Below are 14,351 nucleotides of genomic sequence, written 5' to 3' on the forward strand. Positions count from 1 at the left end.
GGAGCGAGGGAGAAAAATCATGGATATCGGACTTCTGATCGACGGCGACAAAAGGGATGCGTCCGGCTCGGCCGCCTACGAGCGCATGGACCCGTTCACCGGCAAACTGGCGACGCGTGCCGCCGCGGCGAGCGTGGCCGACGCCAACGCCGCTGTCGAAGCGGCCGCTGCTGCCCTTCCCGCTTGGTCGAAGACCGGGCCCGGCGAGCGCCGCGCGCTGCTGAGCAAGGCAGCTGACGTGATGGCTTCGAAGGTCGGCGAATTTACCAGGCTGATGATGGAAGAGACCGGCGCCACCGGCCCCTGGGCCGGCTTCAACGTCATGCTGGCTGCCAACATGCTGCGCGAAGCGGCGGCGATGACGACGCAGATCTCCGGCGAGATCATCCCGTCCGACAAGCCGGGCACGCTGGCGATGGCGATCCGCCAGCCGGCCGGTGTATGCCTCGGCATCGCGCCATGGAACGCGCAGGTCATCCTCGGCACCCGCGCCGTGGCGATGCCACTCGCCTGCGGCAACACCGTGGTGCTGAAGGCCTCGGAAATGTGTCCCGGCACGCACCGGCTGATCGGCCAGGTTCTGGTCGAAGCCGGCCTGCCCAAGGGCGTCATCAATGTCGTCACCAATGATCCCAAGGATGCGGCTGGTATCGTCGAGGCGCTGGTTGCGCACCCTTCGGTGAAGCGCGTCAACTTCACCGGCTCGACCAAGGTCGGCAGGATCATCGCCGAACTCGCCGGACGGCATCTGAAACCGGCGCTGCTCGAACTCGGCGGCAAGGCGCCGCTGCTGGTGCTCGACGATGCCGATATCGATGCAGCGGTCAACGCCGCCACATTCGGCGCCTTCATGCATCAGGGCCAGATCTGCATGTCGACCGAGCGCCTCATCGTCGACGAAAAGGTCGCCGACGAGTTCGTGACAAAACTCGCGGCCCGCGCCTCAAAGCTGCCGGCCGGCGACCCGCGCGGCCATGTCGTGCTGGGATCGCTGATCAGCAGCCAGGCCGCCGACAAGATGGAGGAACTCGTCGCCGACGCGATTGCCAAAGGCGCCAAGCTCGTCGCCGGCGGCAAGCGCACGGGCACTGTGGTCGAGGCGACCTTGCTCGACCATGTCACGCCGTCGATGCGCGTCTATGCCGAAGAATCCTTCGGACCGGTCAAGCCGGTGATCCGGGTCAAGGGCGAGGACGAGGCCGTGCGTGTCGCCAACGACACCGAATACGGCCTGTCGTCAGCGGTGTTCAGCCGCGACATCAAACGCGCCATGGCCGTCGCCGCCCGCATCGAAGCCGGCATTTGCCACATCAATGGCCCGACCGTCGGCGACGAAGCGCAGATGCCGTTCGGCGGCGTCAAGGGCTCCGGCTACGGTCGCTTCGGCGGCAAGGCCTCGATCGCCGAATTCACCGACTTGCGCTGGGTGACGATCGAGGATCCGAACCAGCACTATCCGTTCTGAACGGCGTGGAAGGGCCGATGGCTATCTGCCCAACGTCAGCCCAGCCCTCCTCGCTTCCCCACGCAGGAACGGCAGCCCGACCTCGATGACGTCGCTCGGATTGTCGGCCACCGGCCGCCACACGGCGAGCCCGCCGGCGATGTCGACATCGACGTGGTTCATGCTTTCGAGCGTAATCGGGCCGGTGTAGCCGATGGCGGCGATCGCCTGCATGCAGGCCGCCCAGTTGAGCATGCCGCGCCCCGGCACGCCGCGATTGGCCTCCGAGACATGGACATAGCCGAGATAAGGTGCCGCCGCCGCGAAGCCGGCGGCAAAGCTCTCCTCCTCGATATGCATGTGGTAGGTGTCGAGATGGATGAAGATGTTGTCGGCGCCGACGCGCTCGATGATCCTGACAGCATCGATGCCGCGGTTGATCAGATGCGTCTCGTAGCGGTTGCAGGGTTCAATGCCGAGCTCCAGCCCATGCGCTTTTGCCGCCTTGGCGGCGCGCCGCAGGAAGCGGCACATGCCGTCGATTTCACCGGCCGTCGGCGCGCGGCCTGACGTCTTGCCGATCGTGCCATAGGTGACGCCGCCGAGTGCAGCACTACCCACCGCTTCGCACACCTCGAAGGCCGGTTCGAGGAAAGCCAGCGCCTCGTCCGGCCGCTCGACAACATCGAGCGCGCGCGGCAGGCCGAGCGACGGGATGAGCTCGACGCCCTGGCGTTCGGCGAAGGCGCGCGTGCGCTTGGTGTCGATCTCCTCGGGTCGCAGCAGTGGGATTTCCAGCAGGCCGATGCCGAGTGCCTTCAACCGCTCCATCTGCGGTTCGATCAGGTCAAGGTCCCAGACCGGCGCGATGGCGAAAGTGTGCAGTCCAAATGTATTCATCGGTCAGCCTCGTTGTTCATGCGCCGCGGCGGCACTGATGTCGCCGCCGCCGACGATGCGGCTGACGACTTCGTTCATGTTGGTCCTGGCGGTGGTCAGGTCTGCCTCGGCCCGGCCGTGGCGCAGCACGACAATGCGGTCGGTGACCGACAGCACGTCGTTCAACCGGTGCGAGATGAGGATGACGGCGATGCCTTCCGACTTCAACCGGCGGATCAGGTCGAGCACGCTCTGCACCTCGCGCACCGCAAGCGCCGCCGTCGGCTCGTCCATGATCACCAGCTTGGGGTTGAAGGTCAGCGCGCGCGCGATCGCCACCGTCTGCTGCTGGCCGCCGGAGAACGAACCGACCGACCGGTTTATCGATGGCAGATGCGCCCCCAGCCGCTCGATCATCTTCGCCGCCTGGCGGTCCATCTCGGCCTTGTCGACAAAGCCGGGAATCAGCCCGAACAATTTCTTCGTCGGCTCGCGGCCGAGGAAGATGTTGGCGGCGACGTCCTGCTGCTTGGCCAGCGACAGATCCTGGTAGATCATCTCGATGCCAAGCTCGCGCCGCTGGCCGGGATCGAGCGGCAAAATATCCTTGCCGTCGAGCTCGATCGATCCAGCATCGGCCCGGTAGATGCCGGTGATGGTCTTCATCAGCGTCGATTTGCCGGCGCCATTGTCGCCGACGAGGCCGACCACTTCGCCCGCCTCAATCGAAAGGTCGACGCCATGCAGCACGTCGACGGCGCCAAAGCTCTTGCGAATGCCGTGCAGGGTGAGAAGGGTCATACGCGTGACTCCTTGCGCACCTGGTACTGGTCGATGAACACCGCCAGGATCAGCACGGCGCCGATCGCCATCTGCTGGTAGTAGGATTGCACGGCAAGTAGCGTCAGCCCGTTCTGCAGCACGCCCATGATCAGCGCACCGATCATGGTGCCGAGGATCGAGGCGCGGCCACCGAACAGATTGGTGCCACCGATGATCGCCGCCGTGATGGCGGTCAATTCGTAGTTGATGCCGGCGGTCGGATCGCCGGCGTTGACCCGGGCGGTGAACAGCAGACCGGCAAGGCCGGCGAGCGCCCCTGACAGCGTGTAGATGATGCGGCGATGGCGTTCGACGCGGATGCCGGCGGCGCGCGCAGCACCTTCGCTGTCGCCAAGCGCCAGCGTATGGCGGCCGAAGCGCGTGTAGGCGAGTACGCAATGTGCCAGGAGAGCTGTTAGCACCAGCAGGATGACCGGCATGGGAATGCCGAACGGCCGGCCCTGCCCGATATAGACGATCGCCGCCGGCAATCCGTAGATCGCCCTGCCCTGCGAAATGATCAAAGCGAGGCCACGCGCCATGCCGAGCATGCCGAGGGTGACAATGAAGGCGGGCACGAAGGCGCGGGTGACCAATTGCCCGTTGATGTACCCTGCAAGCCCGCCGGCAAGGATGCAGGCAACGACCGCGAACACCGAGGGCCAGCCGAGATTGACGGCGACGAAGGCGCCGGCGACGCCGGCCAGCCCCATGACCGAGCCGAGCGACAGGTCGAGCCCGCCGGAGCCGATGACGAAGGTGGCGGCAATGGCCAGCACGCCGATCGTCGACGTCGCCAGCAGAATGTTGAGAAAATTGCTGAGCGACAGGAAATACGGCGACAGCACTGCCATCGCCGCGCTCAGCGCCAGCAGCACCACCAGCGACTCCAGCCGAATATGAAGTCGTTCGACGGACGCGCGCTGCACCCGAGCCCAGAAACCGGGCCGCGCCATTTCAGAAGCCATCTTGCCTCACCTTCAAAAAAAGTGGCTGGCGCAGGCTAAACCCGCGCCAGCCCAGTCCGGGAGGACTATTTCACGTATTCGAGCATCGGCTCCTTGCCGGCGTCGATCACTTCCTTGGTCAGCACCAGCGTCGGCACGGCGATGCTCTCCTCGACCTTGTCACCGGCGAGCGCCTTCTTGACGTTCTCGACCGCCTGCTTGCCGACGAGATAGGGAAGCTGCGCAACGGAAGCGTTGAGCCGGCCTTCCTTGATCGACTTGACCGCGTCCGAATTGCCGTCGACCCCGATGATCGTAACCTGCTCGCCCTTGCCGGCCGCATAGATCGATTCCACCGCGCCCAGCGCCATGCCGTCATTGGCGCAGAAAATGGCGACGAGGTCGGGATGCGCGGTCAGTGTGTCGGTGGCGATCGAGGCCGCCTTGTTGCGATCCCAGTCACCCGGCAGTGAGGCGACGATCTCCAGCCCGGGCGCCAGTTCCTTGAGCTTGTCGGCAAAGCCCTTGGCGCGCTTCTCGCCGGTGATATTGCCCGATAGGCCTTCGATCACCAGCACCGGACCCTTGGCATCCTTGCCGAGTTTCGACACCAGATACTCGGCGCCTTGGCCGCCGGCCGCGACATTATCAGAGCCGATGCGGAAGGCGATCTTGATTCCTTCCTTGTCGAGCACCGCCGGATCGAGATTGCCGTCGAGATCGACGACCTTGACACCGGCGTCCTGTGCCGCCTTCAGGCACGGCAACAGGTTGGTCGAGTTGATCGCCGCGGTGATCATCGCCACCGGCTTGCGCTCGAGCATGGTGTTGCAAAGGTTGAGCTGCGGCTCGGCCGCCTGGTCACTGTCGGCCGCCTGCTGGAAATATTTCACACCGGCCTCCTTGGCGCCGTCCTCGACGCCCTGGCCCATCGCACCCCAGAACGGGTTGGCCAGCGTCTTCATCAGCACGCCATATTCGCCGTCCTCGGCCTTGGCCACACTGACGGCGGAAAGCGCCATCGCGACGCCAAAAGCCAAAGTAAATCGATTTATCTTCAATGCGAGTGATGTCATTTCGTTTCTCCTCCGGTTGATGTCACGCGCCGCGAGCCAAAGCCAGGTCCGGCGCTTCTGGTCCGTCTTCGACAATGGGGGCTATTGTCGGTTTCCTCCCCCGGAATGCGGGCCGTTGCCTGGCGAGCCAACGGATTCCCGCATCAAAACCTGACAAGGCTCGAGCCGCGCCTTGGGCGGCCCCTCCTCGCCTTCGATCCTGGCAAACAACACGTCCATCGCGTGGACGGCGATCTGGCGGACCGGCTGCACCACGGCGGCGATGGCCGGCCATGTCACCTGCATCCATTCGGCATCGTCGAAGCCGACCAGCGAAATGTCGTTGGGGCAATGCCAGCCGCGCCGCCGGAATTCGGACAGCGCCACCAGCGTGCCCTTCAGGAACAGCGAATAGACCGCCGTCGGGCGCTCGCCTGCATTGGCGCCCCCACCCTCAACTTCACATTTGTCAAAATAATCGCGCAGCTGCGCTCGGAGCGGTTCGACATCGGTTTCGGCAAGCACGACATCGATGCGGACATCCGGTGCCAGTTTGAGCGCGGTCGAGCGAAACCCGTCGAGACGGGCGCGCACCGTGGCCGCCTGTTCACCAAGACCGACGACCAGGATGTGGCGATGGCCCTTGCCGATCAGCTCGCGCGCCACCTCGGCACTTGCCGCCGCACTGTCGGCCGACACGGTGTCGAAAGCGTCGTCCGACAGCACGCGGTCGATCAGCACGCCGGTCATGCCGTTCAGCTTCATGAAGGCGGCTGCCGGGCCATGCTCGTTGCGCACCGGCGCCAGCACCACACCGGCCACTCGCCAGTCATGCATGCGCTCCAGTATCTCCTCTTCGCGCGCTTCCGATTCACGGCACGATGCCGCCACCAGCGTGTAGCCGCGCTGCTCGGCCAGGCTCTCGAGCTGGGTCACCATCTGGCCGAAGAATTCGCTTTCGAATTCCGGCATGATGGCGCCGATGATACGGCGTTTGGCGCGCCGCATGTCCGAGGCCAGCGGATCGACCCGGTAACCCAGGAGTTCGACGGCATCGAAGACGCGTTGTGCATTTTCGGGCTTGACCGTGGTGACGCCCGCCATGACCTTGGAGACGGTGGCGGCGGACACGCCGGCACGGCTTGCCACGTCGTGGATCGACGGACGCCGCTGCTGGGCTTGCCGATGCGCCATTGGTCCTCCTCCCGAGGTCGGGACCTTGCACCTTGTCCCGTGTGTGAATGGATAAATCGATTTTTCGCAGTTGTAAATCGTTTAATCCAAGGTAAGAGTTTGTTTCGAGTGGCGCGGTGCGGATCGCGCCGGGAGGAATTGCCATGTCCAACAGCGCCTTGCCGCTGGTCATCAGTGCGCCCGAACCACGCACGCTCGACCTGATCTTCACGCCACCGCAGCTGGCGCGCTTTCGGGCGAAATACCGCATTGTCGAGACGACGCCCGACGGCGTGGCGACGCTGCCGGCCGATGTGTTGGCTGAAGCCCGCTACATCGTTGGCCAACCGCCGATCACGCCGCAGACGCTGGAGACAATGAAGGCGCTGCGCTGCGTCTTCAATGTCGAGACCAATCTCCTCAACAACATGCCCTACGAGACGCTGTTTGCACGCGGCATCCATGTCGTCACCACGGGCCTAGTCTTCGCCGAGCCGGTCGCCGAGCTTGGCCTTGCCATGGCGCTCAACCTCGCCCGCAACATCGTCGACGCCGACCTCGCCTTCCGGCAGGGCAAGGAGCTTTGGGGCGGCGACGGCAACCAGACGGCACGGCTGCTTTCGGGCGCCGATGTCGGCATCGTCGGTTTCGGCGATCTCGGCCGCGCGCTGAACCGGCTGCTCACAGGCTTCCGCACCCGCACAAAAGTCTTCGACCCATGGCTGCCGCCGTCGATCCTGATCGACAATGGCGTCGAGCCGGCCTCGCTCGACGACGTCCTGTCGACCAGCGATTTCATCTTCGTCGTCGCTTCCGTGACCTCAGAAAATCAGGGCTTTCTCGGCGCAGACGCCTTCGCCAGCATGCGCAAGGGTGCTGCCTTCATCCTGCTCAGCCGCGCCGGCGTCGTCGATTTTCCCGCATTGATGGACGCGGTGAAGAGCGGCCATATCGTCGCGGCCAGCGATGTCTTTCCGGAAGAACCGCTGGGGCAAGACCACCCTGTGCGTACCCTGCCCGGCTTCCTGCGCTCCGCGCACCGCGCCGGCGCACTCGACATCGCCTTCAAGCGCATGGGCGACATGGTGCTGGAGGACATGGACCTGATCGACCGCGGCCTCCCGCCGCTGCGCTCCAAGCGCGCCGAACGCGAGACGGTTTCACGCATGCGCTCGAAACCGGTCGACAAGAACTAGCCAGCGGCAAGAGTACCCGGCCCAAGCGTGTTGCGGGCGATCTGCCAGGCGGATTCGACATGCCGCCGTGCCGCCGCTTCCGCCTCCTCCGGCTTGCGCGACCGGATGGCGTCCATGATTTCGGTCATTTCGGCGATCGCCGGCTCGCGGCGGTTCTCTGAGGCGATCGTCATCGAACGCAGCTGGTTGATGCGGACATTCAGCCCGGTGACGATTTCCCAGGCAATGCGCTTGTCGGCCGCTTCGAACAGCGCCTCGTAGAATCTGGTTGTCGCCCGCATCACCGCGACCGGCACGGCTGATGCCCACGCTTCGAAAAGAATGGTCAAGGCGCCATCGAGCAAGGCGATCTGCTCATCTGTTGCCGACATGGCACAAGCCCGCGCCGCGATGCCCTCCAGCAGCGCCCGCAATTCATAGATTTCGTCGGTGCGGCCGAGATCCGGCTTGGCCACGGCGGGGCCGTGGCCCGGTATCATCTGCACCAGGCCTTCCGCCTCCAATTGCCGCAGAACTTCGCGCACGACCGAACGGCTTACGCCGAGCTGGTCGCAAAGCGGCCGTTCGACCAGCCTTTCGCCGGGCTGGAAATGAAAGTCCATGATCGCCTCGCGCATGCGCTCCACCGCCAGCGTCCGCAGCGTCTTGGCAGAGCGGTCGATCCGCAGCGTGTCGTCTGACATTTTTTTCTCCGCCTCCTCGCATCGCCACAAAACAGATTCCATGACCGGTTGACAAGGTTCTTGGCGCTCCATAGCATGGTATACCATAAGACGCGATAGAGATGACGGCGCTGAACCGCGCCATCCGACCGAGGATTTTGATGAAACCGGCCATTCGAAAGATCGTCACCTATGTCGAAAACACGCTGATTGAAGGCGGCAAGGCGGCGCCACAGCCGCTGCGACTGATCGGTGTAGCGGCTGTGCTGACGAACCCCTGGGCGGGGCGCGGGTTCATCGAGGATCTTTCACCCGAGATCCGCGCCATCGCTCCCATCCTTGGCGAAATGCTGACCCACGAGATCATCGCTGTCGCCGGTTCGGGTGAGGCCATCGAAGGCTACGGCAAGGCGGCCATCTGTGGCACCTCAGGCGAAATCGAGCACGCGTCAGCGCTGATCCATACGCTGCATTTCGGCAATCACTACCGCCGCGCGGTCGGCGCCAAGACTTATCTCGCCTTCACCAATCTGCGTGGCGGGCCGAACACGCCGATCATGATCCCACTGATGGACAAGAATGACGAAGGCCGCCGCTCGCATTATTTGACCGTGCATTTCCAGATCGGCGATGCGCCGGCGCCGGACGAACTGGTGGTGGCGCTCGGCGCCTCCATTGGCGGGCGCCCACATCATCGCATCGGCGACCGCTATCAGGACCTCAAGGAGGTCGGGGATCTGCATGGCTGACGCCGCCGCCCCTCTATGGGTCCGGGACACGGCTCCGGACGGAACCGGCTTCATCCGTGCCGGCTCCGGCACGCCGGTTCTGCTCATTCATGGCGTCGGCATGAATGCCGCGATCTGGCAGGCGCAGATCGATCTGATGAAGGATCGCCACGATCTGATCGCCATCGACATGCTCGGCCATGGCAATTCGCCTTTGCCGCCGGAAAACGCCGCGCTGTCTGACTTTGCCGATCAGGCGATCCGCCTGCTCGATCATCTCGGTCTCGCCTCGGTATCGATCGTCGGTCATTCCATGGGGGCGCTGGTCGCTCTCGAAGTCGCCCTGCGCGCACCGTCGCGTGTCGGCTCCGTGGTCTGTCTCAACGGCGTGTTCCGTCGCCCTGAGGCACTGGCGCAGGCCGTGCGCGAACGCGCCGCCGCGCTCGGCTCTCACGGCGTCCCTTCCGCCATAGCCGCAACGCTTGCCCGCTGGTTCGGCGACCCGCTGCCGGCCAGTCTGGCTGGCGCGGCCAACATGGCGCGCACGGCCTTGGAAAGCGTTGACGCCGAGGGCTACGCGCGCACCTACCGCCTGTTTGCTCACGCCGATACCCAGCATGTCGATCGGCTGGCCGAGCTCGCAGCGCCGGCACTATTCATGACCGGATCGGAAGACAGGAATTCCACTCCCGCCATGTCGGCGGCGATGGCTCGGCTTGCACCACGCGGCCAATGCCTCGTGCTGAGCGGCGAAAGGCACATGATGACAATCGCTTCGCCAGAAAAAGTGACTCAACACATCATGGCGTTTCTCGATGCGGAGAAAGACGCTGCCGCCAGGCTGGAGACGGCTCCTGCATTTGACGCCGGCGAATTCAGGCGGGCGCTGGGCTCGTTCCTGACCGGTGTCACCATCGTCACCACGATCGGTGCGGAAGGCGAGCCGCGCGGCTTCACCGCCAACTCCTTCACCTCGGTTTCGCTCGAGCCGCCGCTGGTGCTTGTCTGCATCGCCAAGAAGGCGTTGGGGCACAGCGCGTTTTCGACCTCAAGAGGTTTCGCGATCAACATCCTGTCGGAGAGCCAGAAGGCTGAATCCGGCATCTTCGCCTCCAAGGCCGCCGACAAATTCGCTTCCGTTGCCTGGCAATCCGGGCAAACCGGCAACCCGCTGATCGACGGTTCCGTTGCCGTGTTCGATTGCGGCATGGAGCAACTGGTCGACGCCGGCGACCATTCGATCCTGATCGGCCGCGTCCGGGATTTCACCCACAATGGCGCGCAGCCTCTCGGCTATTGCCGCGGCACCTATGTCACGCCGGGCCTCAGCCAGGAGGCGCTGTCGGCAGCACCGCATGGGACCGAAGTCGGCGCCATCCTCGAAAATGAAGGTCGCGTGCTGTTCTTCGAAACACCGGACGGTTTCCACGAATTGCCGGCGGGTCGCGGGCTGGGCTCGCCCAGGGATGCCCGCAGCCTCAAGGGATGCCTCGCCGCCAAGGCCGTCGACGCACAGCTCGGCTTCCTGTTTGCGGTGTGGGACGACGCAGCCGATCCGTCGCGCTCGCACGTCTACTACCGGGGAACGGTCACCGCACCCAGTCCCGGTGATCGCCAGACCCGGCTTGTCGACATCGACCATATCGCCGATCTCAGGATCGCCGATCCCGCGGTTCGTTCCATGCTGACCCGCTATGTCCGCGAACGCACGGAAGATGCTTTTGGCGTCTATGTCGGCAACGAGGTCGAAGGCGAAGTCCGGCCGCTCGCCAGGGCTGCGTCTTCCCAAGCTCTTACTGGTCGCAGGTGACGCCGATGAAATTTTCGCTGTTCGTCCATATGGAGCGCTCGGATTTGGCCAAGCCGCATTCCGAGCTTGTTGCCGAGCTGGAGGATCTGGTCCTGCAGGCCGAGGCGGCAGGCTTCGAAACCGCCTGGATCGGCGAGCATCACGGGATGGAGTTCACCATCTCGCCGAACCCGTTCATCAACATCGCCTATCTCGGCGCAAAGACCAGCACCATCCGGCTCGGCACCGGCACCATCGTCGCGCCGTTCTGGCACCCGATCAAGCTTGCCGGCGAAGCGGCGATGGCCGACGTCATCACCGGCGGCCGGCTCGATATCGGCATTGCGCGCGGCGCCTACAGCTACGAGTACCAGCGGCTTTTCCCCGGGCTCGAGGCATGGGGCGCGGGCCAGCGCATGCGCGAGATGGTGCCGGCGATCCGTGGCCTGTGGGACGGCGATTTCGAACTCTCCGGCGAGTTCTGGTCATTCCCGTCGACCACCTCGTCGCCCAAGCCGTTGCAAAAACCTTATCCTCCGATCTGGGTGGCGGCGCGTGACCCCAACTCGCATGACTTCGCGGTGGCCAACAAATGCAATGTGCAGGTGACGCCGCTCGCCTCCGGCGATGGCGAAGTGGTGAGCCTGATGGAGCGCTTCAACACGGCTTGTGACGCTCATCCCGAAATCGCAAGGCCCGAGATCATGCTCCTGATGCACACTTTCGTCGCTGAGGACGCCGCCGACGCCGATCGCCTGACGCAGGACCTGTCGAAATTCTACTGCCAGTTCGGCGCCTGGTTCCAGAACAAGAAGCCGGTGCGCCAGGGCGTGCTGGAAGCGCTGACCGAGGCCGAGATTGCGGCCATGCCGCAATATGCGCCAGACAAGATCAGGCAGAATCTGGTGATCGGCGAAGCCGACGAGGTGATCGCCCGGCTCAAGGCCTACGAAGCGCTCGGCTACGACCAGTATTCGATCTGGATCGACAGCGGCCTTTCGCATGAGCGCAAGAAGAGATCGCTGCAGCTGTTCATCGACAGGGTGATGCCGGCCTTCCAGGGACCGCGCGCGTGACGAGCACCGGCGAATTCAGGAACTACATAGACGGCCAGTTCGTGGAGGCCGCCGCAACCTTCGACAGCATCGACCCGTCGACTGGCGCCCCTTGGGCAAAGATGTCCGCCGCTTCAGCCGCCGACGTCGACCGCGCCGTCGAGGCCGCCCACCGGGCGCTGCGCTCCGGCCCATGGGCTGCGATGACGGCAACGGCGCGCGGCAAGCTTCTGGTGCGGCTCGGCGACCTCGTCGTCGCCAATGCCGACCGGCTGGCGCAGCTGGAGACACGTGACACCGGCAAGATCATCCGCGAGACCCGCGCCCAGATCGCCTATGTCGGCGACTACTACCGCTACTATGGCGGGCTGGCCGACAAACACGAAGGCTCGTTCGTCCCCATCGACAAGGCGGATATGGAGGTGACGATACGGCCCGAGCCGATAGGCGTCGTTGCCGCGGTCGTGCCGTGGAATTCGCAGCTCTTCCTGTCGGCCGTCAAGCTCGGGCCGGCACTGGCCGCCGGCTGCACCGTCGTCCTCAAGGCGTCGGAGGACGGCCCCGCCCCGCTGCTTGCCTTCGCCGAACTCGTCCACGAAGCCGGATTTCCCGCCGGCAGCGTCAACATCCTGACCGGCTTCGGCCATGATTGCGGACACCGCCTGACCGGCCATCCGCTGGTCGCTCGCGTTGCCTTTACCGGCGGCCCGGCGACGGCCCGGCAGATCGTCAGGAACACGGCGGAAAACCTCGCCTACACCACGCTGGAACTCGGCGGCAAAAGCCCGGTGGTGGTGTTTGCCGATGCCGATCTGGCAAGTGCGGCTAACGCCGTCGTCGCCGGCATTTTTGCCGCCACCGGCCAGAGCTGCGTCGCCGGCTCGCGGCTCTTGGTCGAGCGCTCGGTTAAGGACGAGTTTCTCGCCCGGCTCAAGCAAAAAGCAGAAGCCATCAGAATTGGCGACCCGCAGGATTCCTCCACCGAAATGGGGCCGCTTGCCACATCGCGCCAGCGCGAATGGATCGAAAAGACCGTCGCCGAAAGCCTCGCCGCCGGCGGCCGGCTGGTCACAGGCGGCAAACGCCCTGAAGGCAAGGCGGATGGCTTCTACTATGCCCCGACGATCATCGAGGTACCCGATCAGACCCTGGCTTGCGTGCGCGAAGAGCTTTTCGGCCCGGTGCTGAGCGCGCTGGCCTTCGACACCGAGGCCGAAGCGTTGGCACTGGCCAACGATACGAAGTTCGGCCTGGCGTCCGGCGTCTTCACCACCAATCTCGCCAAGGCGCACCGCATGGCGCGCGGCATCCACGCCGGCGTGGTCTGGATCAACACCTACCGCGCCGTCTCGCCGCTAGTGCCGTTTGGCGGCTACGGCCAGTCCGGTCTCGGCCGCGAAGGCGGCATGGACGCGATCCGCGACTACACCCGTTCGAAATCGGTCTGGATACGCACCTCGGACGACCCAATTCCCGATCCTTTTGTCATGCGGTAGCCGCCGCAGGCCGGGGATTCGCGATCAAGGCGAAAACGCCGATCGCGAACAGCCAACAACGAAAACAAACAGAGGAGAACGACATGAAACTGATCTTCACCGGCATCCTTGCCGGACTTCTGGCAACAACAGTTCTGGCAACGACGGCCGCCAAGGCCGAGGAAATGGTGTTCACCAGCTGGGGTGGGACGACGCAGGAAGCGCAGACCAAATCCTGGGCGGAACCGTTCTCGGCCGCATCCGGCATCAAGGTCCTGCAGGACGGTCCGACCGACTACGGCAAGCTGAAGGCCATGGTCGACGCCGGCAGCGTCAATTGGGATGTCGTCGACGTCGAGATGGATTTCGCCATCAAGGCGGCCAAGGACGGCCTGCTGGAGCCGATCGATTTCACTGCTGTGCCGAAGGCCGACCTCGATCCGCGCTTCACCACCGACCATGCCGTCGGCAGCTTCTACTATTCCTTCGTGCTCGCCTGGAACAAGGGCGCCGTTTCGGGCGAGCCTGCCGGCTGGGCAGACATGTTCGACGTCAAGAAATTCCCGGGCAAGCGCACCTTCTACAAATGGTCGGCGCCCGGCGTCATCGAGATCGCACTGCTGGCCGACGGCGTTCCCGCCGACAAGCTCTATCCGCTCGATCTCGACCGCGCTTTCAAGAAACTCGACACCATCAAGTCGGACATTGTTTGGTGGGGCGGCGGCGCGGAGTCGCAGCAGTTGATCGCTTCCGGCGAGGCGGCCTTCGGCCAGCTCTGGAACGGCCGCGTCTTTGCGCTTCAGCATGACGAAGCCGATGTCGGCGTGTCCTGGACCCAGAACCTGACGGCGGCCGACGTTCTGGTGGTGCCGAAGGGCGCCAAGAACAAGGATGCGGCGATGAAGTTCCTGGCTGCGGCGAGCAGCCCGGCCGGCCAGGCAAAGTTTGCCGAAGCCAGCGGCTATGCGCCGATCAACACCAAGGCCAAGGCGGAGATGGCGGCGGACGTCGTGAAGTCGCTGCCGGACGCCCATGTCGACGGACAGATCAACCTCGACATGAACTATTGGGCCGAAAATCGCGACGCCATCGCCACGCGCTGGTACGCCTGGCAGGCGAAGTAACG

The 14,351-nt window shown here is 64.6% G+C and carries 13 protein-coding genes; 7 read left to right on the forward strand and 6 right to left on the reverse strand.

The window, feature by feature from the left end:
• The first annotated feature begins 19 nt into the window (after window positions 1-19).
• Window positions 20-1,465, forward strand: a complete 1,446-nt coding sequence (locus tag AC1DVW_RS13585; RefSeq protein WP_477323673.1) for an aldehyde dehydrogenase — start codon at window positions 20-22, stop codon at window positions 1,463-1,465.
• Between the two features lie 21 nt (window positions 1,466-1,486).
• On the opposite strand, the gene AC1DVW_RS13590 is transcribed toward AC1DVW_RS13585, so the two are convergent.
• The 5 genes from AC1DVW_RS13590 to AC1DVW_RS13610 form a co-directional block, all read right to left on the reverse strand.
• On the reverse strand, window positions 1,487-2,344 hold the full coding sequence (locus AC1DVW_RS13590) for a sugar phosphate isomerase/epimerase family protein (RefSeq protein WP_477244326.1): 858 nt from the start codon (window positions 2,342-2,344) through the stop codon (window positions 1,487-1,489).
• 3 nt (window positions 2,345-2,347) lie between these two features.
• The gene (locus AC1DVW_RS13595; RefSeq protein WP_477244324.1) at window positions 2,348-3,124 is read right to left on the reverse strand and encodes an ATP-binding cassette domain-containing protein; all 777 of its coding nucleotides are present in this window, start codon (window positions 3,122-3,124) and stop codon (window positions 2,348-2,350) included.
• Window positions 3,121-4,113, reverse strand: coding sequence for an ABC transporter permease (locus AC1DVW_RS13600; protein WP_477244322.1), 993 nt, complete (start codon window positions 4,111-4,113; stop codon window positions 3,121-3,123). Before AC1DVW_RS13600 ends, AC1DVW_RS13595 begins: the two co-directional genes overlap by 4 nt.
• Window positions 4,114-4,178: 65 nt before the next feature.
• Complete coding sequence (locus AC1DVW_RS13605; RefSeq protein WP_477244320.1) at window positions 4,179-5,168, reverse strand: sugar ABC transporter substrate-binding protein; 990 nt, start codon at window positions 5,166-5,168, stop codon at window positions 4,179-4,181.
• Between the two features lie 81 nt (window positions 5,169-5,249).
• Window positions 5,250-6,341 carry a LacI family DNA-binding transcriptional regulator gene (locus AC1DVW_RS13610; protein WP_477244318.1) on the reverse strand — a complete coding sequence of 364 codons (1,092 nt, stop codon included), beginning with the start codon at window positions 6,339-6,341 and terminating at the stop codon, window positions 5,250-5,252.
• Between the two features lie 143 nt (window positions 6,342-6,484).
• Here AC1DVW_RS13610 and AC1DVW_RS13615 point away from each other — a divergent pair, with 143 nt between their 5' ends.
• Complete coding sequence (locus AC1DVW_RS13615; protein WP_477244316.1) at window positions 6,485-7,516, forward strand: hydroxyacid dehydrogenase; 1,032 nt, start codon at window positions 6,485-6,487, stop codon at window positions 7,514-7,516.
• Here the strand turns inward: AC1DVW_RS13615 and AC1DVW_RS13620 are convergent.
• A complete protein-coding gene (locus AC1DVW_RS13620; RefSeq protein WP_477323674.1) occupies window positions 7,513-8,199 on the reverse strand; it encodes a GntR family transcriptional regulator in 687 nt (228 codons plus the stop codon). The genes AC1DVW_RS13615 and AC1DVW_RS13620 overlap by 4 nt on opposite strands.
• 140 nt (window positions 8,200-8,339) lie before the next feature.
• On the opposite strand from AC1DVW_RS13620, the gene AC1DVW_RS13625 reads away from it, so the two are divergent.
• From AC1DVW_RS13625 to AC1DVW_RS13645, 5 genes are all read left to right on the forward strand, one after another.
• Window positions 8,340-8,927, forward strand: a complete 588-nt coding sequence (locus AC1DVW_RS13625) for an amino acid synthesis family protein (protein WP_477323675.1) — start codon at window positions 8,340-8,342, stop codon at window positions 8,925-8,927.
• Window positions 8,920-10,716: an alpha/beta fold hydrolase gene (locus AC1DVW_RS13630; protein WP_477323676.1), complete on the forward strand. Its 1,797-nt coding sequence runs from the start codon at window positions 8,920-8,922 to the stop codon at window positions 10,714-10,716. Before AC1DVW_RS13625 ends, AC1DVW_RS13630 begins: the two co-directional genes overlap by 8 nt.
• Before the next feature lie 5 nt (window positions 10,717-10,721).
• Window positions 10,722-11,771 (forward strand): LLM class flavin-dependent oxidoreductase, encoded by a 1,050-nt coding sequence (locus AC1DVW_RS13635; protein ID WP_477323678.1) that lies wholly within the window; start codon window positions 10,722-10,724, stop codon window positions 11,769-11,771.
• Window positions 11,768-13,246 carry an aldehyde dehydrogenase gene (locus tag AC1DVW_RS13640; protein ID WP_477323680.1) on the forward strand — a complete coding sequence of 493 codons (1,479 nt, stop codon included), beginning with the start codon at window positions 11,768-11,770 and terminating at the stop codon, window positions 13,244-13,246. The genes AC1DVW_RS13635 and AC1DVW_RS13640 overlap by 4 nt, the downstream gene beginning before the upstream one ends.
• A gap of 83 nt (window positions 13,247-13,329) precedes the next feature.
• The gene (locus AC1DVW_RS13645) at window positions 13,330-14,349 is read left to right on the forward strand and encodes an ABC transporter substrate-binding protein (protein WP_477244304.1); all 1,020 of its coding nucleotides are present in this window, start codon (window positions 13,330-13,332) and stop codon (window positions 14,347-14,349) included.
• Window positions 14,350-14,351 lie beyond the last annotated feature (2 nt).

The sequence above is a fragment of the Mesorhizobium sp. P3_B5 genome, from assembly GCF_056402815.1.

Bases quoted from the DNA above. Each gene is read 5' to 3' on its own strand.
- AC1DVW_RS13585 (WP_477323673.1), top strand. From the start codon at position 20: ATGGATATCGGACTTCTGATCGACGGCGACAAAAGGGATGCGTCCGGC.
- AC1DVW_RS13590 (WP_477244326.1), bottom strand. From the start codon at position 2,344: ATGAATACATTTGGACTGCACACTTTCGCCATCGCGCCGGTCTGGGAC.
- AC1DVW_RS13595 (WP_477244324.1), bottom strand. From the start codon at position 3,124: ATGACCCTTCTCACCCTGCACGGCATTCGCAAGAGCTTTGGCGCCGTC.
- AC1DVW_RS13600 (WP_477244322.1), bottom strand. From the start codon at position 4,113: ATGGCTTCTGAAATGGCGCGGCCCGGTTTCTGGGCTCGGGTGCAGCGC.
- AC1DVW_RS13605 (WP_477244320.1), bottom strand. From the start codon at position 5,168: ATGACATCACTCGCATTGAAGATAAATCGATTTACTTTGGCTTTTGGC.
- AC1DVW_RS13610 (WP_477244318.1), bottom strand. From the start codon at position 6,341: ATGGCGCATCGGCAAGCCCAGCAGCGGCGTCCGTCGATCCACGACGTG.
- AC1DVW_RS13615 (WP_477244316.1), top strand. From the start codon at position 6,485: ATGTCCAACAGCGCCTTGCCGCTGGTCATCAGTGCGCCCGAACCACGC.
- AC1DVW_RS13620 (WP_477323674.1), bottom strand. From the start codon at position 8,199: ATGTCAGACGACACGCTGCGGATCGACCGCTCTGCCAAGACGCTGCGG.
- AC1DVW_RS13625 (WP_477323675.1), top strand. From the start codon at position 8,340: ATGAAACCGGCCATTCGAAAGATCGTCACCTATGTCGAAAACACGCTG.
- AC1DVW_RS13630 (WP_477323676.1), top strand. From the start codon at position 8,920: ATGGCTGACGCCGCCGCCCCTCTATGGGTCCGGGACACGGCTCCGGAC.
- AC1DVW_RS13635 (WP_477323678.1), top strand. From the start codon at position 10,722: ATGAAATTTTCGCTGTTCGTCCATATGGAGCGCTCGGATTTGGCCAAG.
- AC1DVW_RS13645 (WP_477244304.1), top strand. From the start codon at position 13,330: ATGAAACTGATCTTCACCGGCATCCTTGCCGGACTTCTGGCAACAACA.